Source organism: Paenibacillus sp. Y660 (assembly GCF_057221575.1).
Map to the genome: position 1 here is coordinate 232,691 of NZ_JBXBBJ010000003.1, position 24,343 is coordinate 257,033.

25 protein-coding genes and 1 pseudogene are annotated in these 24,343 nt (G+C 50.5%); 2 read left to right on the plus strand and 24 right to left on the minus strand.

The window, feature by feature from the left end; all coding sequences use genetic code 11:
* Positions 1-87: 87 nt before the first annotated feature.
* Positions 88-984: pseudogene (locus AC2TDN_RS06045) on the plus strand (YifB family Mg chelatase-like AAA ATPase); the annotation flags it as partial.
* Positions 985-1,047: 63 nt separating this feature from the next.
* Here AC2TDN_RS06045 and AC2TDN_RS06050 read toward each other — a convergent pair.
* The 7 genes from AC2TDN_RS06050 to rplS form a co-directional block, all read right to left on the minus strand.
* Complete coding sequence (locus AC2TDN_RS06050) at positions 1,048-1,464, minus strand: YraN family protein (RefSeq protein WP_484687316.1); 417 nt, start codon at positions 1,462-1,464, stop codon at positions 1,048-1,050.
* Positions 1,457-1,765: an EscU/YscU/HrcU family type III secretion system export apparatus switch protein gene (locus tag AC2TDN_RS06055; RefSeq protein ID WP_484687317.1), complete on the minus strand. Its 309-nt coding sequence runs from the start codon at positions 1,763-1,765 to the stop codon at positions 1,457-1,459. Before AC2TDN_RS06055 ends, AC2TDN_RS06050 begins: the two co-directional genes overlap by 8 nt.
* On the minus strand, positions 1,762-3,603 hold the full coding sequence (locus tag AC2TDN_RS06060; RefSeq protein WP_484687318.1) for a hypothetical protein: 1,842 nt from the start codon (positions 3,601-3,603) through the stop codon (positions 1,762-1,764). Before AC2TDN_RS06060 ends, AC2TDN_RS06055 begins: the two co-directional genes overlap by 4 nt.
* A gap of 252 nt (positions 3,604-3,855) precedes the next feature.
* Positions 3,856-4,470: a ribonuclease HII gene (locus AC2TDN_RS06065; protein ID WP_484687319.1), complete on the minus strand. Its 615-nt coding sequence runs from the start codon at positions 4,468-4,470 to the stop codon at positions 3,856-3,858.
* 21 nt (positions 4,471-4,491) lie between these two features.
* The gene (gene ylqF, locus AC2TDN_RS06070; RefSeq protein WP_482065563.1) at positions 4,492-5,358 is read right to left on the minus strand and encodes a ribosome biogenesis GTPase YlqF; all 867 of its coding nucleotides are present in this window, start codon (positions 5,356-5,358) and stop codon (positions 4,492-4,494) included.
* A gap of 9 nt (positions 5,359-5,367) precedes the next feature.
* Positions 5,368-5,973, minus strand: a complete 606-nt coding sequence (lepB, locus tag AC2TDN_RS06075) for a signal peptidase I (protein WP_482065663.1) — start codon at positions 5,971-5,973, stop codon at positions 5,368-5,370.
* A 200-nt stretch (positions 5,974-6,173) separates the two neighbouring features.
* Positions 6,174-6,515 (minus strand): 50S ribosomal protein L19, encoded by a 342-nt coding sequence (gene rplS, locus AC2TDN_RS06080; RefSeq protein ID WP_053375699.1) that lies wholly within the window; start codon positions 6,513-6,515, stop codon positions 6,174-6,176.
* A 203-nt stretch (positions 6,516-6,718) separates the two neighbouring features.
* Between rplS and AC2TDN_RS06085 the strand changes: the two genes are divergently transcribed.
* The gene (locus AC2TDN_RS06085; protein ID WP_484687320.1) at positions 6,719-8,131 is read left to right on the plus strand and encodes a CAP-associated domain-containing protein; all 1,413 of its coding nucleotides are present in this window, start codon (positions 6,719-6,721) and stop codon (positions 8,129-8,131) included.
* Positions 8,132-8,200: 69 nt separating this feature from the next.
* On the opposite strand, the gene trmD is transcribed toward AC2TDN_RS06085, so the two are convergent.
* The 17 genes from trmD to rpmF all read right to left on the minus strand — a co-directional run bounded on the left by trmD (position 8,201) and on the right by rpmF (position 24,336).
* Positions 8,201-8,953: a tRNA (guanosine(37)-N1)-methyltransferase TrmD gene (gene trmD, locus AC2TDN_RS06090; protein WP_484687321.1), complete on the minus strand. Its 753-nt coding sequence runs from the start codon at positions 8,951-8,953 to the stop codon at positions 8,201-8,203.
* A 3-nt stretch (positions 8,954-8,956) separates the two neighbouring features.
* The gene (gene rimM, locus AC2TDN_RS06095) at positions 8,957-9,481 is read right to left on the minus strand and encodes a ribosome maturation factor RimM (RefSeq protein WP_482065566.1); all 525 of its coding nucleotides are present in this window, start codon (positions 9,479-9,481) and stop codon (positions 8,957-8,959) included.
* A gap of 166 nt (positions 9,482-9,647) precedes the next feature.
* Positions 9,648-9,878, minus strand: a complete 231-nt coding sequence (locus tag AC2TDN_RS06100; RefSeq protein ID WP_482065567.1) for a KH domain-containing protein — start codon at positions 9,876-9,878, stop codon at positions 9,648-9,650.
* A 25-nt stretch (positions 9,879-9,903) separates the two neighbouring features.
* Positions 9,904-10,176 (minus strand): 30S ribosomal protein S16, encoded by a 273-nt coding sequence (gene rpsP / locus AC2TDN_RS06105; RefSeq protein WP_053375694.1) that lies wholly within the window; start codon positions 10,174-10,176, stop codon positions 9,904-9,906.
* Between the two features lie 33 nt (positions 10,177-10,209).
* Complete coding sequence (ffh, locus tag AC2TDN_RS06110; protein WP_484687322.1) at positions 10,210-11,586, minus strand: signal recognition particle protein; 1,377 nt, start codon at positions 11,584-11,586, stop codon at positions 10,210-10,212.
* A gap of 34 nt (positions 11,587-11,620) precedes the next feature.
* A complete protein-coding gene (locus tag AC2TDN_RS06115) occupies positions 11,621-11,974 on the minus strand; it encodes a putative DNA-binding protein (protein WP_482065569.1) in 354 nt (117 codons plus the stop codon).
* A gap of 166 nt (positions 11,975-12,140) precedes the next feature.
* Complete coding sequence (gene ftsY, locus AC2TDN_RS06120; RefSeq protein ID WP_482065570.1) at positions 12,141-13,148, minus strand: signal recognition particle-docking protein FtsY; 1,008 nt, start codon at positions 13,146-13,148, stop codon at positions 12,141-12,143.
* A gap of 41 nt (positions 13,149-13,189) precedes the next feature.
* Positions 13,190-16,768, minus strand: coding sequence for a chromosome segregation protein SMC (gene smc, locus AC2TDN_RS06125; RefSeq protein WP_484687323.1), 3,579 nt, complete (start codon positions 16,766-16,768; stop codon positions 13,190-13,192).
* Positions 16,769-16,947: 179 nt separating this feature from the next.
* A complete protein-coding gene (gene rnc / locus AC2TDN_RS06130) occupies positions 16,948-17,652 on the minus strand; it encodes a ribonuclease III (protein WP_482065572.1) in 705 nt (234 codons plus the stop codon).
* Entirely contained in the window at positions 17,642-18,883 is a 1,242-nt protein-coding gene (gene fabF / locus AC2TDN_RS06135; protein ID WP_484687324.1) for a beta-ketoacyl-ACP synthase II, read from the minus strand. Before fabF ends, rnc begins: the two co-directional genes overlap by 11 nt.
* Positions 18,884-19,155: 272 nt before the next feature.
* Positions 19,156-19,389: an acyl carrier protein gene (locus AC2TDN_RS06140; protein WP_053375686.1), complete on the minus strand. Its 234-nt coding sequence runs from the start codon at positions 19,387-19,389 to the stop codon at positions 19,156-19,158.
* A 91-nt stretch (positions 19,390-19,480) separates the two neighbouring features.
* Complete coding sequence (fabG, locus tag AC2TDN_RS06145; RefSeq protein WP_053375685.1) at positions 19,481-20,230, minus strand: 3-oxoacyl-[acyl-carrier-protein] reductase; 750 nt, start codon at positions 20,228-20,230, stop codon at positions 19,481-19,483.
* 30 nt (positions 20,231-20,260) lie between these two features.
* The gene (gene fabD, locus AC2TDN_RS06150; RefSeq protein ID WP_482065575.1) at positions 20,261-21,184 is read right to left on the minus strand and encodes an ACP S-malonyltransferase; all 924 of its coding nucleotides are present in this window, start codon (positions 21,182-21,184) and stop codon (positions 20,261-20,263) included.
* A 142-nt stretch (positions 21,185-21,326) separates the two neighbouring features.
* Entirely contained in the window at positions 21,327-22,313 is a 987-nt protein-coding gene (locus AC2TDN_RS06155) for a beta-ketoacyl-ACP synthase III (RefSeq protein WP_484687325.1), read from the minus strand.
* 9 nt (positions 22,314-22,322) lie between these two features.
* Entirely contained in the window at positions 22,323-23,312 is a 990-nt protein-coding gene (gene plsX / locus AC2TDN_RS06160) for a phosphate acyltransferase PlsX (protein WP_482065577.1), read from the minus strand.
* A complete protein-coding gene (gene fapR, locus AC2TDN_RS06165; protein WP_482065578.1) occupies positions 23,296-23,892 on the minus strand; it encodes a transcription factor FapR in 597 nt (198 codons plus the stop codon). Before fapR ends, plsX begins: the two co-directional genes overlap by 17 nt.
* A 270-nt stretch (positions 23,893-24,162) precedes the next feature.
* Positions 24,163-24,336, minus strand: coding sequence for a 50S ribosomal protein L32 (gene rpmF / locus AC2TDN_RS06170; RefSeq protein ID WP_006036546.1), 174 nt, complete (start codon positions 24,334-24,336; stop codon positions 24,163-24,165).
* Positions 24,337-24,343 lie beyond the last annotated feature (7 nt).

Here is a 24,343-nt window from a genome sequence, read left to right on the forward strand (position 1 = left end):
CGGGAACGAGAAAAAAGGCGCGGTTGATTGACGTAAAAACCCGCCAAGACGCGCCATAACTGAATTTACCAATACGTAGTTTTGTTTCATAACCTGTTGCTGAGCGGGCCTCCAGGCACGGGTAAAACAATGATGATCCGAAGGCTGCCAGGCATTTTGCCGTCTCTAAATGAGGAGGAAGCGCTTGAGGTAACGAAAATTTACAGCGTGGCAGGCAAGCTGCCGAGCAGCTCTCATGGCCTCCTTACGCAGCCTCCCTTCCGTGCTCCACATCATACGATTTCCTCAGGCGGATTGATCGGCGGCGGTTCTATACCGAAGCCCGGAGAAGTCACCCTTGCACATCGCGGCGTCCTTTTCCTTGATGAATTGCCGGAGTTTCCTAGGCAGGTGCTGGAGGTTCTTAGACAGCCGCTAGAGGACCGAATCGTCACGATATCCCGCTCCAAAGCCGTGTTCCAGTTTCCCGCCAGCATTATGCTCGCCGCTTCTTACAATCCGTGTCCTTGCGGCTATTACGGTCATGAATACGGAGATAAGCGCTGTACCTGCAGCTCGAGCATTATTAGCAGGTATCGATCCAAAATATCCGGCCCATTGCTCGACCGCATCGATTTGCAGCTGGAGGTGCCACGTCCGATTTCGCTCGATAATGCCGCCTCTGGCCCATCGTTGAACACCGCTCAGATGAAGGCACTTGTTAGAGATGCAATCGTTTTTCAAAATGCCCGAATCGCTGATTACGGTTCTAAACGAAAGGTCGAATTAACGGGAGCTGCCCTCCGTAAATCAGTAAATATTAAGCCCGATGCAGTCCGCCTGTTGGAGCATGCCTTTGATGCGCTAGGCATCAGCATGCGTGCGTATGATCGCATGCTGAAGCTTGCCCGAACCATTGCCGATCTTGAGGCCAGCGAATCGATTTCAGTGGAGCATGTAGCTGAAGCTATTCAATATCGCGGTCTTGATAGACAGCACCCGTAAACACTTAGCAAAGGGCTTTCCTCTAGGTTAACTACCTTGCGGAAAGCCCTTTTTAAGCATGCTTCAAAAAGCACCCTCATAATGCTTGCATTCAACGACCGTCTCATCCATTCGGTTGATGGTTACAGCAATGACATCAAACCGAATGGCAGCATTAGAATGTCCCGCGCTCCGCAAATAAACCTGAGCCGTACTTCTCACCTTTTGCTGTTTGCGAAGGTCTACAGATTCGGCAGCTGTGCCGTATCTGCCGCCCATCTTCCTTGTCCGAACCTCAACAAATATAAGCCTTCCTGCTTGCTCCGCGATAATATCGATCTCGCCGCTGCGGCAGCGCCAATTGCGCTCGAGTATGGAATAGCTATTCTGAATCAAGTAGTCGTATGCGGCCGCTTCGCCAATCATGCCCGTCTGCCTTCTGGTGTCTCGCTTCTCTTTTTCAATCGGAGTACGCTCGCTCTCGCTTTTGCGATCAACCATTTTTCATATCCCTCGCTTTACGGTCAGAGCGATAAACGAAGCTTAATATCTCTGCAACGAGCGTATAGAGCTCTGGCGGAATCTCCTGATCGACATCAAGCTTCGAGAGAACTTCAACAAGCGAAGAGTCCTCTTGGACAGGTATGCCTTTTTCCTTCGCTTTCTCTAGTATGAGGTCGGCTATATGACCTTTTCCCTTGGCTACCAAAACCGGTGCTGAACGTTCACCTGGCTCGTATTTTAATGCTACAGCCTTATTAATTTTTAGTTTGGGCTGATCGTTCGCTGGATCGCTGCTCATATGCGATAATCGACTCCTTTGTAACGATTGGAGGAAAAAGCGGTCATATCCGGCACTTGAAGACTCTTTGCTGCAGCTGCCGCTTCCTCAGGAGCCTGAGCGCCAGCTTTTGGCAAAGGCGTAGTGCGAAGAGAAAGCAGCTGAAAGCCGGCTTGCTGAAGGCTGCTCGCAATTTCGCTCCGGGAAGACTCAGCCAGCATGGAAATGGCAGGATGATCATTCCATAGATTCAAGCTAACGATTTTGTCCATCACATTAACGTCTACCATCGTGTCTCCTAATGTATTCATAGACAAATGGAACAGCAGCCTGCAGTTGGATGAATCCAACTCTCCCTTTCGTCCTCTTCTTGTCTGGATATGAACCGAAGCGGTCTGTTTGCCATCCGGACTATTAAGCGGAATAAACATCGTTACATGTGTTAGCACGGAGCTGTTGCGCTCCGGCGTCAGCAAAAGCTGTTGTCCCGTAATTTGCTGAACGAGCTGCTGCGCGGTTTCTTTAATGGCTGGCGGAGTTTGATCGGAAGAAACTAACGCAAGCAGCGCGCTTTTTAATGACTCCTGCTGTGCAGGCATAGTATGATCTGAAACGGGAATACCGTCCGCTATTGCTGATATGATGGCTGCTGCTGTCCGCTCGACACTATGCTTCGAATCATGATGTCTTATCGACGGCTGCTCATCCAGATCGTCCGTGCTTCCTTGAGGAGGTACGCTCGTTGAAGGCGTTTCCTTGCTAGTCAATTCAACGGTTTGACCTGTCTGCGGGGCGGGCTGAGGCTGAGCAGCCGCTGCAGGCTTCACTGCAACCGCAGCCTCATCTGCTTGAGTCGGCTGTGGTGCTGTTGTCGTCTGGCTCGCGGACGTATCCGTCGCCGCTATAATTGCCTTAGCCAGCTGCTGTTCGTGGTCCACGCCCATCCATTTCATCATCTGCCCGAGCCAATTCGGCTGAGCAGCAGCTTTGCCCGCTTGTGGTGTCGCTTGATCAGCCGATCCCTCTTCGGCTGATGCAAGTCCGCCTGCAAGGGACTGCCCTTGCGGCAGCAGTTCCGTTCTAATCATTTGTGCAGGCTGTGTTTTTGCAGCAGCTGCAGTCTCTTTCGTTCCGTTTCCTGACATGCTTACAAGCTCGCTCTCATTTGAAGCGGCCCGAAGCAGCTCCATGCCTTCTGTCAGCAGCGCTTGCACTCGTGCAGCCGCTTGTATCAATGGCTTCGCTTGTGCCTCTCCGCCGTCTATATTGCCGCTTGTAAACTCGGCAAGCTGCTGCTGCATCGTTTCTAGCAGCTCATGCGCGCTGCGTCCGAACATAACCTGCTGCATCGCGCCTACTGTTGCGCCTGTCATGGGCAAGCCCCGTTTAAATGTAGCCGCGGCAGCCTGCATCCATTGCTCAGCATCCCCGCCTGCCGGCATCGCGGCTGCGGCATGCTGGAAGGCTTGCGCTACCTCACGGTTTAGAATGACGCCTTCTTTGCGCAAATCCTTTACAATATGCGCCGCCCATTTCTGCTCAGGCAGTGCGAGCTGCTTTGCCCATTCCTTGAATGTGTCCTCTGGCAGCCCCACTGCACCGGGCTCAACCTGCTTCAACGTCACAAGCGCACCGCTTGATTGCGGCTGTACCTGAAGCATGGCTGTTTGCCCTACTTGAAGGGGAGCCTCAAGCTTCGCACGCACCTGCACGCCGTTTATTTGAACGAGCGCTTCATTATTTTCCATCACCTGAAGAATGACGCCCCGCACGACCTGTCCCACCTTAAGCTCCATCGCCCGCGTATCCGTGCTTGACGCTTCTCCTAGGAAGCTTCGCATCATTTGACTAATATTCACTGTTCATTCGCCTCCGCTGCGCTAGCGCCTATCTGAGCGTTTCTACGTACGCGCTTATCGTTCTGCTTTCTATCGTCACACGACTCTGTTGAACCTATAAACCATATATCGGTCGCAATTCATCCAGCATGAAGCGATAGCAGCCAAAAACATGTTTAAAACGAAAAAACGCCTGATCAATACACGAGGCATTCCTCTGCCTCGTACCATCAATCAAGCGTTATTGCTCCTTATTTTTCAGAAGCTATTTCTTTAGAAGAGCACGAGCTGCTCCTCCGAAAACAAGTTGCCGAGAAACGACCTGCGATGCAAAGGACTTGGCCCTTTCTCAAGCAATCGCTCGCGGTGCAGCTTCGTCGCGTAGCCTTTATGTACAGCGAGCCCATACTCTGGATACTCCTGCTCCCATTGTTCCGCGCAGAGCCTATCGCGAGTAACCTTGGCAACGATCGATGCCGCTGCGATAGACTGGCTTGTTGCATCCCCTTTGATTATCGACTGCTGAGGCAGTGATACGTCCACCTTCTCCGCGTCGATAAGCAAATAATCGGAAGGAACCTGCAAGGATTCCACAGCATACTTCATCGCAAGCCTAGCCGCCTGCTTAATATTGATGCGGTCAATCGTTTCCGCGTCGACACGAGCAGCAGACCAAGCCACGCATTCCTGCAAAATAATATCATATAGCTGATCCCGCTTCTTCTCGGACAGCTTCTTGGAATCATTGACTCCCTCAATCACGAGTCCTTGCGGCAAAATAACAGCTGCTGCCACAACATCTCCGAACAAGCAGCCTCGTCCTACCTCATCCACTCCAGCAATCGCCATATAGCCATCTTGCCATAACGACTGTTCATATTGCAGCACGTTACGTTCCCCCGTTTCACATCAATAAGGTGGAGCTTCCAGCGTGATGCGTCCAAGCTTGCCTGCACGCAAATCACGTAAAATGATGCCTGACGTCTTCTCCAAATCGACGCGACCGCCGCTAAGCAGACAACCTCTCCGACGTCCGATATCCTCCATTACTCGTACGATTTCATCCGAATCGGAAACATCCTTCGGAGGCGTATCAAGCTCATACCGCTCCTTCATGTTCGGCCAGTACCGATCCACCAGCTCACGCATCGCAAAAAAGGCGATATCGTCAACGTTCAAAATCTGCTCTCTTATCGCGCCTGTCATCGCAAGGCGGTAGCCGACCAGCTCATCCTCAAACTTCGGCCACAAAATACCCGGCGTATCAAGCAGCTCCATTTCCGTTCCGATCTTAATCCACTGCTGACCCTTTGTTACGCCTGGACGGTCGCCCGTTAAAGCAATCGCTCGTCCAGCCAGCTTATTGATCAACGTAGACTTTCCAACGTTCGGTATGCCGACGATAAGCCCGCGAATTGCGCGCGGATTTATTCCTTTGGCGATTTGACGCGCTATTTTGTCATGCAAAATCTGCTTCGCCTTTAGCGGAACCTCATTGACGCGAGTTCCCGTCGAGGAATCGATTGCAATCGATTCATGGCCCTCGCTCCTGAAATAAGCCATCCATTGCTCGGTTGTCTTCGGATCAGCCAAATCGGATTTGTTCAAGACGATCAGTCTTGGCTTGCCGTTTAAAATTTCCTCAATCATCGGATTGCGGCTCGAAAGCGGTACCCGAGCATCCAATAGTTCGATGGCAAGATCGATTAGTTTGAGCTTGTCTTGTATTTGCCGCTTCGCCCGGGTCATATGACCCGGAAACCATTGAATGGCCATTTACTCACCTCATTTTGTCCAGTGCTTAATAATATCTAGCTTGTCCAGCGGCCAAAAAATAATATCAGCCCGCCCAACTATTTCTTTATCCGTTACAAAGCCGATTATTCGGCTGTCCGTGCTGTCGCTGCGATTGTCGCCAAGAGCAAATATCATGCCTTCCGGAACCGTCATTTCAGGCACTTCGGCATTCGGGAAATTTGGTCCGTCGCCATTGTACAGCTTGCCACTCGCATGTGCTTCCTCGATCGCTTCTTTAATATAAGGCTCATCGATTTTATTATCATTGATATAAAGGTCATCGCCTTCAAGTCTAATCGTATCGCCCGGTACGCCAATCACCCGTTTAATGAATTTGCGGTCTTGCTCCGGAACGTCAAATACAACTACCTCTCCAAACTTCGGATCGCGGACCTTATACAAAATTTTATTTACAATTAACCGTTCGCCCGTCTCGAAGTTAGGCAGCATAGAATCTCCGTCTACAATAAACGGTGAAAATAAAAATTGGCGAATAAGAAATACGAGAACGACCGCAATGACTAAAGCTTTGATCCATTCCACGATTTCCTTGTACGCACCACCCTGATTGCCTGAGCCGGATCCGTGGGCCACGGCACGGTCTGGTAATTTTTGCTGAAAGTCTGTATGATTTGGCGTATCTTTCAATTCATTATCATTCCCGTTGTCCAGCCCGTCATTACGCTGCTGTGAGTCCACTTTGCCCGCCTTCTTCCATATGCTGTAATATGTAAATGACCTTGAGAAAAAACGAAAAGGAGCTTGTTTGCGCAAGCCCCTCTTGTCGTTTGTTCTTAACGAATTTCTTTAATACGAGCAGCTTTTCCGCGAAGACTACGTAGGTAGTACAATTTCGCGCGACGTACTTTACCACGACGAGCCACTTCGATTTTTTCGATTTTAGGCGAGTTAAGCGGGAAAGTTCTTTCCACACCTACACCGTAGGAAATTTTACGCACTGTAAAAGTTTCGCTGATTCCACCGCCGCGACGTTTGATTACAACGCCTTCGAACAATTGGATACGCTCACGAGTTCCCTCGATAACTTTTACATGAACTTTTAGCGTGTCACCAGGACGAAAGTTCGGTAGACCTTGGCGCAGGTTTTCTTGCGCAATAGTTTGCAAAAGATTCATTTGATTCACTCCTTCCACCATAGACGTTCTTATAAGCTCACCGAGTTCCTCTGAACCGGTTCATCGCTGATAGCGGACCGTCCGACTTTACGAACAACATTAGAAATTTTACCACAGCCAGCCTAATAATACAATATGCTTTTTTTATTCACTATTCATGTATACTAAATAATGACACATACCGACAAAAAGAGGTGAATAATTTGATTCCCGATAAAAAACAATATTTTACCATAAAAAAAGGGGGGATTATTGCAGTACTTTTGTTTTTAGCCCTGTCAGTGCCTACTCGCGCAAGCGCCGAGTCTTTGGTCTTCAAGGACACAAAAGAACATTGGGCGGGCGTCTACATATCATGGGCGATTGAACAAAATCTAACGCAAGGTTATGGCGACGGCTCCTTTAAGCCTGACAAGCTTGTTAATGAAGCTGAGTTTCTAGCCATGCTGCTCCGAGCATACGGCCTTGTTACCGAATCTCCCTCAAGCAGCAGCGCATGGTTCAAGCCCTATTATGATTATGCCAATCGTCTTGGGTGGCCTGTAATCAATTCACTGCAAAATAGTGAACTTCGTCGCGGACAGGCTGCAATGCTTCTTGCTTCCGCTGCCAGCGGCAAAGCCTATACAGAGCAAAGCGCTGTTCAATGGCTGCTGAATGAGAAAATATCCAATGGCCGTACATCCGCAACCGTAAGCGGCTTTATCCCGGACGGCAAGCTTACCCGTGCAGAGGCGCTAACCTTCTTCTACAATCTCAAGCAGCATTCAAGCACTCTATCTAAAGCGAAAATTCCGAAATTGGTTAACTCGCTTGGAGGAATTGCTCTAAACGACACGCTTCAGCAGCTCCAAAAGACACATGGAAAACTTGCACGTATCGATGCTAGCGAATATGGTTTTTCTTGGCATGTCTACAACAGCAACTACAAGCATTACATGATGTTTGGCGTTCAAAATGATCGTATTACGGCGCTCTTCGCAAATGACGGCGACAGCTGGGCGAGCTCGGACGGAATTCATATCGGTCAATCAATTACAGAGGCAAAGAAGCTTGTTAGTCAAGCTGTAAACGCCGAGACGAATGAGAACTATTATGCCTTTACAACCGGCAGCGAACGTACGACCCTTTTCATCGACCGACAAGACGGAAACAAAATTGCCGGCATGTTGCGTATGAATCTGGCCGTTTCCAATCCAATAAAAGCATCCTATACGAGCAAGCTTGCAGCCGCGTTTGAATTGCAGCTATTTGATCTGGCAAATGCGGAACGTGCTGTACGCGGCATCCCAATCCTTGAGTGGGACAAGCTCGCTGCCGCCTCTGCTAATAGCCATAGCGGCGATATGAGTAAGCGAAGCTTTTTTAATCACACAAATCCGGATGGCTCTTCTCCCTTTGATCGCATGAAGGCGAAGGGTGTCAAATACCACTCCGCAGCAGAGAATATCGCCGCCGGGTACCAAGACAGCATCTTTACACACTACGGATGGATTAATTCCAAAGATGGGCATCGCGAAACACTGCTCGACAGCAAGCTTACCAAGCTTGGCACAGGCGTTGCCGTTGGAGGAAGCTATAATGTCTATTATACCCAAAATTTTTATACGCCATAATCTCACTCAACTATATATAGAAAGCCGCAACGGAATCCGTTGCGGCTTTGTTTCTTTCTTAGGCTGCTCTTATTTGCCAGCTTTGTTAGGCTCCTGCTTCAGCTGTGCAGCGATCCACTTCCGTTCCTTATCTGTAAGCGCTGCGCTTCTCAGCAGGTCAGGACGGCGCTGCAGCGTCCGCAGCAGCGATTGCTCGCGCCGCCACACCTCAATATTCGCATGGTGGCCGGAAATAAGGACATCCGGAACCGGCCAGCCGCGAAACTCAGCAGGTCGCGTATAATGCGGATGCTCGAGCAAGCCCGTGCTGTAAGAGTCTGTTACAGCAGAAGTCTCGTTGCCTAACACGCCCGGAAGCAATCTCACCACGCTGTCGATAAGCACCATTGCCGGAATTTCGCCGCCAGTTAGAACATAATCGCCGATGGAAAGCTCGTCCGTTACGAGATGCTCGCGGATTCGCTCGTCATAGCCTTCATAATGTCCGCATATGAGAACCAGATGCTTCTCCTTTGCAAGCTCCTCCGCCTTCTGCTGCGTAAACTGAGCACCCTGCGGGCACAGCAAGATGACGCGCGGCTTCATGTTGTCATCCAGCTTTAGATCTTCAACAGCTGCAAAAACCGGCTCTGGTTTGAGCACCATGCCGCCTCCGCCTCCGTATGGATAATCGTCCACCGTATTATGCTTATTGCCCGAATAAGCTCTAAAGTTGATCGCTTGAGGGGTAACGATCCCTTTCTCCTTCGCTTTCCCTAAAATACTGGCATTAAACACACCGTCAAACATTTCAGGAAACAGCGTTAACACATCTATTTTCATCGGTTAAATCAATCCTTCCATCAACCGGACCGTTACGATTTTCTCTATCGTATTGACGCTGATCAGGACATCATCGATAACAGGCAATAGCAGCTGCTTGCCAGAGCCTTTCGGACGATCAACCACCCATACATCATTTGCGCCGGGACTTAATATTTCCGAAATGGTGCCCAGCTCTTCGCCTTCTTCTGTAACGACTCGGCAGCTAATGATTTCGTGGTAATAATACTCGCCTTCGTCTAGATCAACCAAATTGGCTTCGGACACCTTGAGCACCCAGCCCTTATATTTCTCTACCTGATTAATATCAGTGAAGCCTTCAAGCTTCAGTATGTATACGTTTTTGTTCTCACGAGCGCTAACGACCTTCACTTCAAGCTTTGCTCCGCTTTCCTCGTTCAGCATGAGCAGCTTGCTTCCGGCTGCGAATCGAACATCCGCAAAATCCGTTTGCGATAGTATTTTCAGCTCTCCGCGAATACCGTGAGTATTAACAACCTTCCCGACTGTAAACCATTTTTCGCTCATTACAACCAGCCCTTCATATGTGTATCTTCCTATTATACATGCAAAAACGGCATCGTTCCACGTTGGAGAACGAAGCCGTTTGGATATGCGCAGTGTCTTGAAATAGCTGCCTATTAAAAAAAAGGCTAGGACATGCATCCTAACCTTCTCTCTTCCAATACGTGCATCATGACATAATGTCGACGATGACGCGCTTTTGCGATTTGACGGAAGCAGATGTCACTACCGTACGCATCGCTTTCGCAATGCGTCCCTGTTTACCGATGATTTTACCGATATCCTCGGGGTGAACCGAAAGCTCGTATATCGTGCCACGGTCATCATCCCTCACATTGATTTGCACCTGTTCAGGATGATCAACCAATGCCTTCGCTATGACAAGAATCAATTCTTTCATCTCAAGGCCCTCCGCTGTTCAACAGTTATTTCTGTTGCTTAAGCTCATGGAACTTTTTAAGAACACCAGCTTTGGAAAGCAAGTCACGAACTGTATCAGAAGCTTGCGCTCCTGTTTGCAGCCATTTCAACGCTTTCTCTTCATCGATCTTAACTTGAGCCGGTTGTGCAACCGGGTTATAAGTGCCGATCTCTTCGATAAAACGTCCGTCACGCGGCGAACGGGAATCCGATACTACTACGCGGTAGAATGGAGCTTTGTGAGCACCAATTCTTTTCAAACGAATACGTACTGCCATGAAAATTCACCTCCTTCAAAGAGTAAACTGCGATTAAAACGGGAACTTCATATTTTTGCCGAGCATGCCCTTCAGGCCTTTCTTGCCGCCCTTCGGTCCTTTCGGCCCCATCATTGATGAGAATTGCTTCATCATTTTCTTCATGTCGTCAAACTGCTTAATGAGGCGGTTAACCTCTACGATCGTCGTGCCGCTGCCAGCAGCTACACGTTTGCGACGGCTGTGATTAAGCAGCTCGGGCTTTTGCTTCTCCTCTTTCGTCATGGAGCGGACAATCGCCTCGACTCGGCCGATTTGCTTCTCATCGACCTTCATATCCTTCATGCCCTTCATCTTGTTCATGCCGGGCAGCATATCCATAATTTGATCGAGCGGACCAAGGTTGCGAACCTGCTCCATCTGCTCAAGGAAATCATCGAACGTAAATTCTGCTGTACGCATTTTACGTTCCATTTCCTTCGCTTTCTCCGCATCGATGTTCGACTGCGCCTTCTCGATCAGAGAGAGCATATCGCCCATGCCGAGAATTCGGGAAGCCATACGCTCCGGATGGAACGGCTCCAAGGAGTCGATCTTCTCACCCATCGCCGCGAATTTAATCGGGCAGCCTGTTACAGCCTTAACCGAAAGCGCCGCGCCGCCGCGGGTATCGCCATCAAGCTTCGTCAGTACAACGCCCGTTAGAGCGAGCTGTTCGTGGAAGCTTTGGGCTACGTTAACCGCATCCTGCCCAGTCATTGCATCAACGACGAGCAGCACTTCGTCCGGCTTCGTAACTTGATGAATTTGCTTGAGCTCTTCCATCAGCTCTTCGTCGATGTGCAAGCGCCCCGCGGTATCGATAATGACATAATCATTGCCGTTCTCTTTGGCATGCTGGAGTCCAGCGCGCGCAATCTCTACAGGCGATGTCTGATCGCCCAAGGAAAAGACCGGCGCATTGATTTGCTCACCGAGTACCTGAAGCTGCTTGATCGCAGCGGGACGATAAATATCACACGCGATAAGAAGCGGTTTATTGTTGCTCTTCTGAAGCAGCTTAGCCAGCTTGCCTGTCGTCGTTGTCTTACCGGCACCCTGCAAGCCCGCCATCATAATGACTGTTGGCGGCTTGTTCGCCTTCACCAGCTTGCTCTGCGTGCCGCCCATAAGCTCGGTCAGCTCTTTATTTACGATATCGATGACGACCATGCCGGGTGTAAAGCTCTTTGAAACATCGAGGCCGATTGCCCGTTCCTTCACTTTCGCGATAAAGTCCTTCACGACCTTGAAGTTAACGTCCGCCTCGAGAAGCGCCAATCGCACCTCGCGCATTGCTTCGCTAACATCTTCCTCGGAAACCTTGCCTTTGCCCCTCAGCTTGCTGAACACATTTTGAAGCCGACTTGATAAGCTCTCAAATGCTGCCATGTACCGTCACCTCCATTCATTTTATTTAATCGGTTCATTGAAATTGTGCGATCACACTCATGAGCGCCTGCCTGTCTTGCTCGGCAATCGATAGCTCATTTACGCTGTTCACGAGCTGCACAGTTAATTGTTGGAAAGATTCATGCCGTACAAGCAAGCCTAGCTTGCTTTCATAGCTTTCAAGCATCTGCTCGGCACGCTTGATATGCTCATATACCGCTTGCCGGCTAATGCCGAACTCGGCTGAGATCTCCCCAAGGGAGAAATCATCGTGAAAATAATATTTGAGAAACGTCCGCTGCTTCTCAGTCAAGAGCGGCTCGTAAAAGTCGAACAACAAGTTTATACGGGTCGTTTTGGATAAGGCATCTGGTTCATTTGCTTTCATCCCGTCAGCCCCTCCTGTTATTAAGCTTGTGTCACCGACAAGGTAAACACCTTTACACCTGACAACGTTTATTATCATACATGACGCCATAGGCAGCTGTCAAGCATTTCCCCTTGTCACCCTTACAAGCAGCTCCGACTGCCGCTTAATCTGACTCAAACACAGCTTATTCCGCCGTTTTTTCCTCATCCTGCGTTTCCTCGCGCTGGATTAATCCAGCGAACAGCGCATGAATGAATTGCTCCGAATCAAACTGCTGCAGATCGCCCATCTTCTCGCCAAGACCAACAAGCTTAACAGGCAAGCTGAGCTCATTGCGAATCGCGATGACGATGCCGCCCTTAGCCGTTCCATCCAGCTTCGTCAGCACTAGGCCGGTAACGCCGCTCTTCTCGCCGAACAGCTTCGCTTGGCTAAGCGCGTTTTGACCTGTCGTTGCATCAAGCACTAGCAATACCTCATGCGGAGCATCCGGCAGCTCGCGCTGAATGACGCGGAAAATTTTGTTCAGCTCTTCCATTAGATTCGTTTTATTTTGCAGTCTTCCAGCCGTATCGCATAGAAGAACATCTACGCCGCGCTGCTTAGCAGCTTGAACGGCATCGAACATAACGGCTGCCGGATCTGATCCCGACTGCTGCTTGATCACATCAACGCCTACGCGCTGGCCCCATACCTCAAGCTGCTCGATCGCCCCTGCTCGAAACGTATCGCCAGCTGCCATCAGCACGCTTTTGCCTTCGCTTTTGAACTTATGCGCAAGCTTTCCGATTGTTGTCGTTTTGCCGACGCCGTTAACGCCCACGAACAAAATAACAGTAATCCCGCTTGGCGCCATGCGCAAACCGGATTCATCGTCACTCTTCATAAGCTGAATAAGCTTCTCGGATAAGACAGGCTGCAAATCTGCAGCATCCTCGATCTTGCGCTTCTTCACCTCGACGCGCAGCTCGTCAATCAGATGCATGACGGTGTTAACGCCAACGTCCGCGCCAATTAGAATTTCCTCAAGCTCCTCATAAAATTGCTCATCGATTTTCTTCCGGCGAGTAATTAGCTCCTCGACCTTCTCTACGAACGCCGTACGCGTCTTCGACAAGCCCTCTTTGAAAATATTCGTCACTGCTTCGGTTTTCGTTGCAATGCTTTCCTTCAGCTTCTTAAAAAAACTCATCGTTTCAACTCCCTATCCTCACATTGCCGGTCTGTCTTTATTTATGCGGATACCGGCTCTTCCTCATCCTCTAAGCGTACGGATACCAGCTTCGATACCCCGCCTTCCTCCATCGTAACGCCGTACAGAACGTCTGCTTCTTCCATCGTACCTTTGCGATGCGTAACGACGATAAACTGCGTCAGCTCCGAGAATTCGCGCAAATATTGAGCGAAACGCGATACGTTTGCCTCATCCAGCGCAGCTTCAACCTCATCGAGCACACAGAATGGAACGGGCTTCACCTGCAATATCGCAAACAGCAATGCGATTGCCGTGAGCGCGCGCTCTCCGCCTGAGAGCAGCTGCAGGTTTTGCAGCTTTTTGCCTGGCGGCTGCGCAACGATGTCTATACCTGTATCCAGCACGCGATCCGGCTCAACGAGCACAAGATCAGCCCTGCCTCCGCCGAACAGCTTCGCGAATACGACGACAAAATGGCCGCGAATCGCTTCAAACGTCGTTTTAAACCGCTTCGACATCTCATCGTCCATCTCACGGATGACCTGGTACAGCGTTGTCTTCGCTTCAATCAGATCATTTTTCTGCTCCGATAAAAACTCAAACCGTTCGCTGACCCGCTCATATTCCTCGATAGCGCCAAGATTAACCTCGCCGAGCGACGTAATTTGGCGCTTAATGTCTCGAACCTCGTTCTGCGTTCCAAGAACATCCTCCGGAACGGGATACTGCTCCTTGGCCAGCTCATAGCTCAGCTCGTATTCCTCGCTAAGCTTGCGAAGCAAATTGTCGAGCTCAACGTCCAGACGGTTAGCAGCGATTTCGGTTTGCCTCATTTGCTCCTCGACTTGTCTTAGCTGAGCGCGCTGCTCCTTCGTCTCACTCTCGCCCAAATCGAGCTCGGCAATGCGCTGTGCACGCGCGGATCGCTTCAGATCCGTCTGCTCCGCGCATTGCTGCTTCTTAATGCGGAGGTGATTGAGCTGCTCGATTTGCTGAACCGTCTCATTCGCATGTCTTGCAATCTCTTCCTCTTGCTGGACAGATAATGAGCGCAGCCCTTCCAGCTCCTGCTTCGCCCTTTGAATATCAGCGCGAACCCGCGCCGATTGGTCCTCGAACGATTGCTTTTCCTGATCCGTCTTAGCTGCTGCGATCTTAATATCGGTAAGCTGGCCCTGCAGCTCTTCCTTAGCGGATTCGCTCGCTTTGCGGCGTTCCTCCGCCATGCGAATCGCTTCCTGCAGCCTTGCTTCGTCTACCACAAGCTGCTCTAGCCGAAGCTCTGCCGCCGCAGCCGCAGCCTGAACATCCTTTTGCTCGGATAAATGCGTATTGCGGTCCGCCGAATATAGCTGCCGCTGCTCATCCAAATGCTTCGCTTCATTGTGAAGCTGCTGCAGCTCGGCTCTGATTTGCTGCTCTTCAATGCGGCTTTTCTCGCCTTCAGCGCGAAGCTCCTCAATGTTATGCGTGCGTATCGAATGCTCCTTGCGCAAATCGCTTAGCTTGCTGCGCAGCTGCTCAACCATGCTGCTGGAATCAGCAATTTCTTTATCCAGCGAGTCGATCTGACGTTGACGTCCAAGCAAGCTGGCGCCCTTCTTCTGCAAGCTGCCGCCCGTCATCGATCCGCCCGCATTGACGATATCGCCCTCAAGCGTGACGACACGGTAGCGGTATTGGCATTTCGATGCGATGCGATTCGCTTGCTCAAGCGTTTCTGCAAGCAAAACGTTGCCAAGCAAATTGTTGACGATTGCAGAATAACGTGAATCCGAGCTGACCAGATCAGCCGCAACGCCGACGAAGCCTTCAATAGACTCCGCAGTCCGCTTGTCATGCTCAGGCACTTGTCTCCCACGAATGACATCGAGTGGCAGGAAGGTTGCCCGTCCAAGCTGGCGCTGCTTCAGGAAGGCGATCGCGGTACGGGCCGTTTTCTCATCCTCCATGACGATATGCTGCAAAGCGCCGCCGAGCGCAGTCTCAACAGCTGTCTCAATCCGTTCTGGCACTCGCACAAGCTCTGCTACTGCCCCATGGACGCCGCTGATGCCTCCGTTGCCGCGCCTTGAAGCTTTGAGCACCTCTTTAACGCCTTGCATGAATCCATCCAGCGCATCCTGCATTTCCTTCATCGTATCGCGCCTCGAAACATGGCTGTCGAGCTTTTGCTCCCACTTCCGAATCGCTAGCGTAACCTCTTCCAGGCTTTGCGAAATCGCTCTCGTTTGCTCGGATTCGGCAAGCGTCTTGCTCCTTGCCTGTTCAAGCCGCGCAAGCGTAGACTCAAGCGCCTCCGCTAGCTCCGAGCGTCTCTCATCCAGTCGCTCCTGCTGCTCCAGCCACTTTGTCTCATCCTCGCTAATTCGCACCATACGCCGCTGCAGTGTTTCCTGCTGCTGTGCCGCGTACCTGATTTCATTGCGATGCTGAGCCATTGCGCTGAGTACCTCGAGCAGCTCGCTCTTAAGCGTCTCCTCTGCATCAGCAACCGCTCCGCCTGCAACGCCGAGCAAGCGAGCTTCCTCTTTGGAGATTTTCGCGCGAAGATCGGCAAGCTGCAATTGAAGCGCAGCTGCACGGCTGCGGAATTCCGCTTCCTCCTGCGTCATCGTGCCAATTCTGGCATCCTGCGCCGCTATGGATTCTTCCAACTGCCGCTTATTCTGCTCCAAATTACGCTTGCGTTCTTTCAAAACCTCGCCGTAGCCTTCGCATTTCTCAAAATCCTCGCTAATCTGCAGCATCGCTTCATGAAGCTGATCCAGCGCCTGCTCAAGCTCCCGCAGCTGCTGGCGATCCTTCTCCAAATGCGCATCATGCTTGCTGACAACAGTGGATAACTGAAGCTGCTCCTGTGTCAAGCGCTCCAGCTTGCTGTTCGCTTCCGTCCATGTCCCGTGGATTTGTTCTATGTTATGTACGTACATGGATATTTCTTTTGTTTTGAGCTGCTCCTTAAGCGCCTTGAAATGAATGGCTTTCTCGGACTGCTTGCGCAGCGGGCCAACCTGATCCTCAAGCTCTGTAACAAGATCATGTATGCGGAGCAAATTCGTCTCGGTTTCATCGAGCTTCCTCTGCGCCTCGCGCTTGCGCGACTTGTATTTGACGATGCCTGAGGCTTCCTCAAAAATACCGCGGCGGTCCTCCGAGCGCGTGCTCAAAATCTCTTCAATCCGGCCTTGTCCAATGATGGAATAAGCCTCTTTACCGATACCGGTATCCATGAATAGCTCGGTAATATCTTTTAGCCTGCATGGCTGCTTGTTTATCAAATATTCGCTATCGCCGCTCCGGTGTACGCGCCGCGTTACGGTTACCTCATTGTATTCGAGAGGAAGCGCACCGTCTGCGTTGTCGAGGGTAAGCGAAACTTCGCTGTAATTAACAGCTTTGCGAGCGTCGCTGCCGGCAAAAATAATATCTTCCATCTTGCCGCCGCGCAAGCTTTTCGCGCTTTGCTCCCCCAGCACCCATCGTATGCCGTCCGAAATGTTGCTTTTACCGCTGCCGTTTGGCCCTACCACCACAGTGATACCGGTAACAAACTCCATTTCCGTTCGATCGGCGAAAGACTTAAAGCCTGATAATTCAATCCGTTTCAGAAACATGTCTTGGTTTTCACCTCACCCCTCATTGTACCACAATTTCTAGGCCTTGATAACCATTACAGCGGTTAAAAACAACCCCCGCCCAATCGACTTTCGTTGTTTTTCGCAATATTTGTTCTTTAAAAAAAGAGAGAGCGTCCGGAGGCCAATTGGCCTGTCCTGGACACTCTCTTCGCTGACTAAACTTGCTCTTGCGATAGCGTACGCCATGCTTCAGCCGCAGCACGCTGCTCCGCTTCCTTCTTCGTTCTCCCGCTTCCAACGCCAAAGCGTTCTTCCCCGAGATATACCTCAACGACAAATTCACGGTCATGCGCAGGTCCGCGTTCCTCAATTATGCGATATTCAACAGCGCCAAGCCCATGATGCTGCGAGCGCTCCTGCAGCTTCGACTTGGAATCCTTTACGAGCAGGCCGTAATCGTTAGATTCAACGAATGGAAACATATGCTCATTCAGAAATGCTCTCGTTTGCTCTATGCCCGCATCAAGGAAGATCGCGCCGACAAAAGACTCAAACAAGTCTGCAAGCAGCGCCTGGCGCTGCCTGCCTCCCAGCTGTTCTTCACCGCGGCCTAGAAGCACGTGAGAGCCGAGTTCTAAACGATCCGCGAATTGTGCCAAGGATGGCTCGCAGACGATCGATGCACGCATTCTCGTCAGCTCGCCTTCTGGACGCTGCGGATAAGATGCAAACAAATATTCCGACACAAGCAGCTGCAGAACAGCATCTCCCAGAAACTCCAAACGCTCATTGTCCTGAGCAGACCCGCGCTTATGTTCATTCACATAAGAGGTGTGGGTAAAGGCCTGTCTCAGCAGCTTCGTCCGCTTAAAACTGAGCTGCAGCCGCTGCTGCAGTTCATAAAAGGAATCACGCTTCATAAACTTTCATCACGATCGAGGCATTGTGGCCGCCGAAGCCAAATGAGTTAGACAATGCTGTCTTCACATTCGCTTCACGCGGTTTGTTCGGAACGTAATCAAGGTCGCATTCTGGATCTTGGTTGTCCAAATTAATGGTCGGAGCTATGATGCCGTTTTTGAGCGTAAGGCCTAGAATAACAGCTTCAACCCCGCCGGCAGCACCAAGCAAATGACCTGTCATCGATTTTGTCGAGCTCACCGCTACTTTATATGCATGATCGCCAAACGCTTTCTTGATTGCCTTCGTTTCCGAACGGTCGCCGACCGGAGTCGATGTGCCATGCGCATTGATATAATCGATCTCTGAAGGCTCGATGCCAGCATCCTTTAGGGCCTTCACCATGCAGCGAGCTGCGCCATCAGGATCAGGCTCAGTCATATGATGTGCGTCGCCGCTCATGCCGTAGCCAATGACCTCTGCATAAATTTTTGCTCCGCGTGCTTGCGCATGCTCAAGCGATTCCAGAACCAACACGCCAGCGCCTTCTCCCATAATGAAGCCATCGCGGTCCGTATCGAACGGACGACTTGCTTTTTCCGGCTCGTCATTGCGAACAGACATCGCGCGCATCGAGCAAAAGCCCGCCATACCCGTCGGTCTAATCGTCGCTTCCGCACCGCCTGCGATCATCACGTCGGCATCGCCTCGCTGAATCAGCTTGAACGAATCGCCAATCGAATGCGTTCCTGTTGCACAAGCCGTAACTGCCGTGCTGTTCGGGCCTTTTGCGCCGGTTAGCATCGATACTTGGCCTGATGCCATGTTTGCGATCATCATAGGAATAAAGAACGGGCTGACGCGCTTAGGACCCTTCTCCAGCAAAATGTTGTGCTGGTCTTCCCATGTGCCAAGTCCGCCGATACCGGATCCAACCATAACGCCAACGCGCTCAGCGTCTGCATTTTGACCAATTTGCAAATCTGCATCCTTTACCGCCAGTTGACTAGCTACAGCTGCAAATTGTACGAAGCGGTCCATTCTGCGTGCTTCTTTTTTATCCAAACCATAATCTTCGGGATTAAAATTTTTTATTTCAGCGGCAATACGTGTTGGGTATTCTGAGAAATCGAAAGCCTCAACAACCGATACCCCGGATTTTCCTTCAAGCAGGTTACCCCAGAATTGCTCCAAATCGGAACCGAGCGAAGTCATAACCCCCATGCCCGTAACGACAACTCTTTGTTTCATTCGATTCACCTCTATGTCCTGCAATATAGATGTGCAAGCTGCATCATCTTGTCAAATATTAGTCGATGTTAAAGTGATGCGTATACCCTGCTTATATTTCTCGGTAAATCCAAGCTATGCCGTTCGTGAACGGAGTGAGCCTTTACGCTCGAAATATAAGGAGGTATAAAGTCGTTGCGTATATCAAGCTATAACGAGGTGCATAATCGTAAATATTGGAGATCACCTAGATGGAGAGAAGTCCCGTTTGTCATAAACGGGACTTGTCCATTTTACGTATGAGATTGTATGTATTTAACTACTTCTCCCACAGTGGTGATTGTCTCAGCATCTTCATCTGAAATTTCCATATCAAACTCGTCTTCTAGCTCCATGACCAATTCAACGACATCAAGAGAGTCAGCGCCGAGGTCATCTTTAAATGAAGCTTCTAGTGTAACTTCCGCTTCGTCTACGCCTAGTCGGTCGATGACGATACGTTTTACGCGATCTACTACTTCGGACATCCGGTTCACCTCCTCCATGGTATTATACGAGAATTAAAGATAAAATGCCATACGTAACCGTCTTAATTCCATTTAACAGAATTATTTGGTGCTACATATACATGCCGCCGTCCACATGAATCGTCTGTCCAGTCATATAGGCTGAAGCATCTGAAGCAAGAAAACGGACCGCATTTGCGATGTCGCTCGGATCGCCGAGACGGGCAAGCGGAATTTGGCCGGACAAAGATTGGCGCATTTCTTCCGGAAGCTTATCCGTCATTTCGGTCTGAATAAATCCAGGGGCTACGCAGTTAACGGTAATGCCGCGTGAAGCAAGCTCGCGGGCACTAGCCTTCGTCAGGCCAATTACGCCAGCTTTCGCTGCAACATAGTTGGCTTGCCCCGGATTTCCGAGCACACCAACAACTGAAGAAATGTTAATGATGCGGCCGGAACGCTGCTTCATCATCGAACGAGTAACCGCCTTAATGCCATTGAAAACGCCCTTGAGGTTCGTCTCAATGACTTGGTCGAACTCGTCCTCCTTCATCCGCATGATTAAATTATCTCTAGTAATACCCGCATTATTCACCAAAATGTCTACAGCTCCGAATTGCTCGATGACTTCCTTGACCATCGCTTCAAACTCGTCCACTTTGCCGACATTAGCTTTGATGACTAATGCGCGTCTACCAAGCGCTTCAACGGCTTGTGCCGTTTCTGCTGCCGCAGCCTCGCTGCCGGAGTAGTTAATCGCTACATCTGCGCCTGCCTCGGCAAGTGCAATTGCAATCGATCTGCCTATTCCGCGCGACGCTCCGGTTACGAGCGCTTTCTTCCCTTCCAAGCTGGCAAACATGCTATCCCCTCCACCCTAATGATCAATCTTCTACAGCGCTTCAAGCGCAGAGATGCTGTTTATCGAAATGACACGAACGTTTTTGTCGATCTTCTTGATCAAGCCGGCAAGCACCGTGCCTGATCCGATTTCTACAAACGTGTCTACGCCTTGCAGAATCAAATAACGCACGCTATCTTCCCAAAGCACGGGTGAATAAACCTGCTCTACGAGCAATGAGCGAATCTCATCTGCTGCAGTAGCTGCATTTGCTGTTACATTAGCTACAACAGGAACAGACGCATTCTTCATATCAATAGTTGCGAGCGTCTCTTGAAGATTAGCCGCAGCAGGCTTCATCAGCGAAGAGTGGAATGGACCGCTTACTTCAAGCGGAAGTACCCGCTTCGCTCCAGCTTCCTCCTTGCCGCGCTCTACAACCGCTTGAACGCCTGCAGCCGTGCCTGAGACTACGATTTGACCAGGGCAGTTCACATTGGCCAGCTCGACAGCAGATCCTTCAGCTGTAATAGCCGCACAAAGCGCTGCGAGCGTTTCGCGCTCCGCGCCAAGCACTGCCGCCATTGCGCCAAGGCCGCTCGGAACGGCTTGCTCCATAAATTGTCCGCGCGCGCGAACCGTACGGACCGCGTCCTCGAAAGACAATACGCCAGCTGCGACAAGCGCGCTGTATTCGCCCAAGCTGTGGCCCGCAACATAATCAGGCTTCAAGCCGCGTCCCGCAAGCGCCTCAAGAAGGGCAACGCTGACGGTAAGCAATGCAGGCTGGGTGTTGGCTGTCTGTTTAAGCGCCTCATCGGGTCCTTCAAATATAATGCTGCTTAGGGAGAAGCCAAGCGCTTCATCCGCTTGCTCAAAGATCGACCTTGAACGATCAAAAGCCTCATACACATCTTTGCCCATCCCGACTGCCTGAGCGCCTTGTCCTGGAAAAACAAATGCTGTTTTACTCAAAGTGTTTCCCCCTTGCGCATGTCAATAGCTTGTACCACTAAAGTGGCAACCGAGCTTGTCAGCGCGTTGTAATGTAAGCCGATCGTAAGAGGAAAGCTTACCACGGCTTATTTTATAGAGATAAGCTGCGTAAGTACAAATACTACCAAACCAGCACCGAAGCGCCCCAAGTCAAGCCGCCGCCAAAACCAACGAGCACCAGCTTGTCTCCTTCATTCAAACGGCCCTGCTCCACCGCTTCGGCAAGCGCAACCGGAATGGAAGCCGAGGACATGTTGCCATACTTATCAAGATTAATCATCGCTTTATCCTCTGACAGATTAAGACGGTTCAAAGCAGATTGAATAATGCGGATGTTCGCTTGGTGCGGCACAAGAAGATCGATATCATCCTTCTCAAGTCCTGCCTTAAGCAGCGCTTCTTCAGCCACGCTTCCCATAATTCGAACGGCAAATTTGAAAACATCATTGCCTGCCATATGAATGTAGTGCTGCTTCGTCTGTATGCTCTCCTCCGTCGCCGGAATGCGGGAGCCTCCACCCGATACTTTCAGCAATTCTCCGCCGCTGCCGTCTGCGCCAAGCTGGAACGAACGGAAGCCGCGGCCCTCTTCAACCTGACCAAGCACTACAGCGCCGGCGCCGTCTCCAAACAAAATACATGTATTGCGGTCCGTGTAATCTGTAATGCGGGACAGCGTCTCAGCGCCTACGACAAGCACATGCTTGTACATGCCGCTGGCTACCATGCTCGATCCAGTTGCCAGTCCGTAAATAAAGCCTGAGCAAGCGGCAGAAAGATCAAATGCGGCAGCTTTTTTGGCGCCTAGCTTATCTTGAAGCAAGCATGCTGTCGATGGAAAAAACATATCGGGAGTAATCGTAGCAACAATAATAAGATCAATATCTTCCGGTGTTAATCCAGCCGCAGCAATTGCTTTAAGCGAAGCATTCAGCGCGAGGTCTGACGTTGCTTCCTGAGCGGACGCAAGGCGGCGTTCTTTGATGCCCGTGCGCGTTACGATCCACTCGTCGTTCGTTTCTACCATAGCTTCTAGCTCTTTATTTGTTAAAATGCGTTCTGGAACATATTTGCCTGTTCCGATAATGCCTACAGGATGCAAACTCATTTCGCACTCTCACTTCCCGTTTATTTCTGCTGCAATCGTTTCGATCAATTGACCTTGAATAGCGCTTCGCGCCTGCCTTACTGCGTTCTTAACGGCAAGAGCGTCCGATGAGCCGTGGCATTTGACGACGAGGCCGTTCAGGCCAAGCAATGGAGCGCCGCCATGCTCTTTATAGTCCATTCTTTTCTTCAATGAACGCAGATTCGGCATCATGATCGCCGCTGCAAGCTTTGTCAATAACGACTGACCGAAAGCATTCTTAAGCGATGTAAAAATCGTACCCGCCGCGCCTTCCATCGCTTTCAGCATAATATTGCCGGCAAAGCCGTCGCAAACAAGCACATCGCAATTGCGGTTGAGAACATCTCTAGCCTCGACATTCCCGATAAAATGAATCGGCGCCTGCTGTAGCAAAGCATATGCCGCTTTGGACATCTCGTTTCCCTTCATCGCTTCGGTACCGACGTTCAGAAGGCCAACCCTCGGCTTCTCTAGGCCGTGTACTTTAGCACGGTAGATGCTGCCCATAATCGCATATTGGAGCAAATGCTCCGGTTTTGCGTCCATGTTCGCTCCCAAATCAAGCGTCAGTATGCCGACATCGTCCATCGTTGGCATCATAGGCGCAAGCGCCGGACGCTCAATGCCATCCATTCTTCCGACAACAAGAAGTCCCGTTGCCATCAGAGCGCCTGTGTTGCCGGCAGAGAGCATCGCATCCGCTTGCTTCTCGCGAACGAGCTGCCCGGCAACAACCATGGAGGCCCCTTTCTTGCGGCGCACCGCTTTAACCGGCTCGTCATCGGCACCGATAACCTCATCCGCATGACAAATGGTTATGTTCGCAGGCTTCTGCCCCTTCATGAGCGGTTCAATGACAGACGTATCGCCGACGAGCAGCAGCTCCGTATCCGGCCACTGCGCCGCCGCCTCAAGCGCTCCCTGCACAATTAAGCTTGGAGCGTTATCCCCGCCCATAGCATCAATAGCGATCCGCACGTTCGTTGCCTCCTTCAGTATCTGTGTCTCCCGCGGACCGAAAAATTACAAAATTACCTTGGAACACCATTTCATCGCCAACATACGTAAACAGCTCTACCTTCGCCTTGCTTCTTTCGCCCGAGATAGAACGAACGTAAGCCTTGGCAATACATTTCTCCCCGAGCTTAACAGGGCGAATGAATCGGATGTCCGCTGTTACGGTTAGCGCAATTTCATCATCTATAATAGCAACTGCCAGTGAATTCGCTTGTGCAAATACGTGATGGCCCCTTGCAATTCCGGTCCTGGAGAATACATGCTCCTCGCGAATCTCGAACACCGAGATACCGCTCTTGTCCAATTCCAGATCGACGATGTCACCGATCACCTCATGCAATGGCAACGATCGAACGGAATCATAAGAACGTTCAGCCATGAGCTTAAGTCTCTCTCTAAGCTCCGGAATACCAAGCTCCATTCGGTCAAGCCGAATCGTTTGGATGCTTACTTTCAGCAGTCGCGTGAGTTCCCGATCGGTTATAAAAGGATTTTCATCAATGTGTCTGGCAAGCTGCTGATGCCGCTGCCGTTTGGGCATTCGTTCGATGTTCGGCACCACCTTTTACCGTATAGTGACATAAACGATTCTTATTGCGCCTTAGCCGTTTAAGGCACCAGTACGATTAGTATATGTATGCTGCTTGATATTATCACCTGGTACTAATAAAGTATATAAAAAAATACGCCCGAGCGCAATGTAGCTTAAGGATATAAGGCTTCTCGCGTATTCCATGATTGGAGCCTCGCCTTATTACAGCAAAAAATAGCACCTCATCACTGATGAAGTGCTATTTCTGACATCAATCCACTATTGGGAAATGATCTCTTTTGTTTTGTAATATCCACAAACTTTGCATACGTGGTGAGCCAATTTCAACTCTCCGCATTGCTCACACTTCACCATGCCCGGTACTGCAAGTTTGAAATGCGTACGACGTTTATCACGGCGAGTCTTGGATGTTCTACGCTGAGGTACTGCCATATTTAAC

Coding starts and splice junctions, on each gene's coding strand:
- AC2TDN_RS06100 (WP_482065567.1), bottom strand. CDS start 9,878: ATGAAAGAATTGATTCTTGTCATAGCGAAGGCATTGGTTGATCATCCT.
- ffh (WP_484687322.1), bottom strand. CDS start 11,586: ATGGCAGCATTTGAGAGCTTATCAAGTCGGCTTCAAAATGTGTTCAGC.
- fapR (WP_482065578.1), bottom strand. CDS start 23,892: ATGCCCAAACGGCAGCGGCATCAGCAGCTTGCCAGACACATTGATGAA.
- AC2TDN_RS06140 (WP_053375686.1), bottom strand. CDS start 19,389: ATGTCCGAAGTAGTAGATCGCGTAAAACGTATCGTCATCGACCGACTA.
- rpsP (WP_053375694.1), bottom strand. CDS start 10,176: ATGGCAGTACGTATTCGTTTGAAAAGAATTGGTGCTCACAAAGCTCCA.
- rimM (WP_482065566.1), bottom strand. CDS start 9,481: ATGAGCGAAAAATGGTTTACAGTCGGGAAGGTTGTTAATACTCACGGT.
- trmD (WP_484687321.1), bottom strand. CDS start 8,953: ATGAAAATAGATGTGTTAACGCTGTTTCCTGAAATGTTTGACGGTGTG.
- AC2TDN_RS06050 (WP_484687316.1), bottom strand. CDS start 1,464: ATGGTTGATCGCAAAAGCGAGAGCGAGCGTACTCCGATTGAAAAAGAG.
- ylqF (WP_482065563.1), bottom strand. CDS start 5,358: ATGGCCATTCAATGGTTTCCGGGTCATATGACCCGGGCGAAGCGGCAA.
- fabG (WP_053375685.1), bottom strand. CDS start 20,230: ATGTTTGCCAGCTTGGAAGGGAAGAAAGCGCTCGTAACCGGAGCGTCG.
- fabF (WP_484687324.1), bottom strand. CDS start 18,883: ATGAAACAAAGAGTTGTCGTTACGGGCATGGGGGTTATGACTTCGCTC.
- AC2TDN_RS06055 (WP_484687317.1), bottom strand. CDS start 1,765: ATGAGCAGCGATCCAGCGAACGATCAGCCCAAACTAAAAATTAATAAG.
- smc (WP_484687323.1), bottom strand. CDS start 16,768: ATGTTTCTGAAACGGATTGAATTATCAGGCTTTAAGTCTTTCGCCGAT.
- rpmF (WP_006036546.1), bottom strand. CDS start 24,336: ATGGCAGTACCTCAGCGTAGAACATCCAAGACTCGCCGTGATAAACGT.
- ftsY (WP_482065570.1), bottom strand. CDS start 13,148: ATGAGTTTTTTTAAGAAGCTGAAGGAAAGCATTGCAACGAAAACCGAA.
- rnc (WP_482065572.1), bottom strand. CDS start 17,652: ATGAAGCGTGATTCCTTTTATGAACTGCAGCAGCGGCTGCAGCTCAGT.
- rplS (WP_053375699.1), bottom strand. CDS start 6,515: ATGAATCTTTTGCAAACTATTGCGCAAGAAAACCTGCGCCAAGGTCTA.
- AC2TDN_RS06155 (WP_484687325.1), bottom strand. CDS start 22,313: ATGAGTTTGCATCCTGTAGGCATTATCGGAACAGGCAAATATGTTCCA.
- AC2TDN_RS06115 (WP_482065569.1), bottom strand. CDS start 11,974: ATGAAAGCAAATGAACCAGATGCCTTATCCAAAACGACCCGTATAAAC.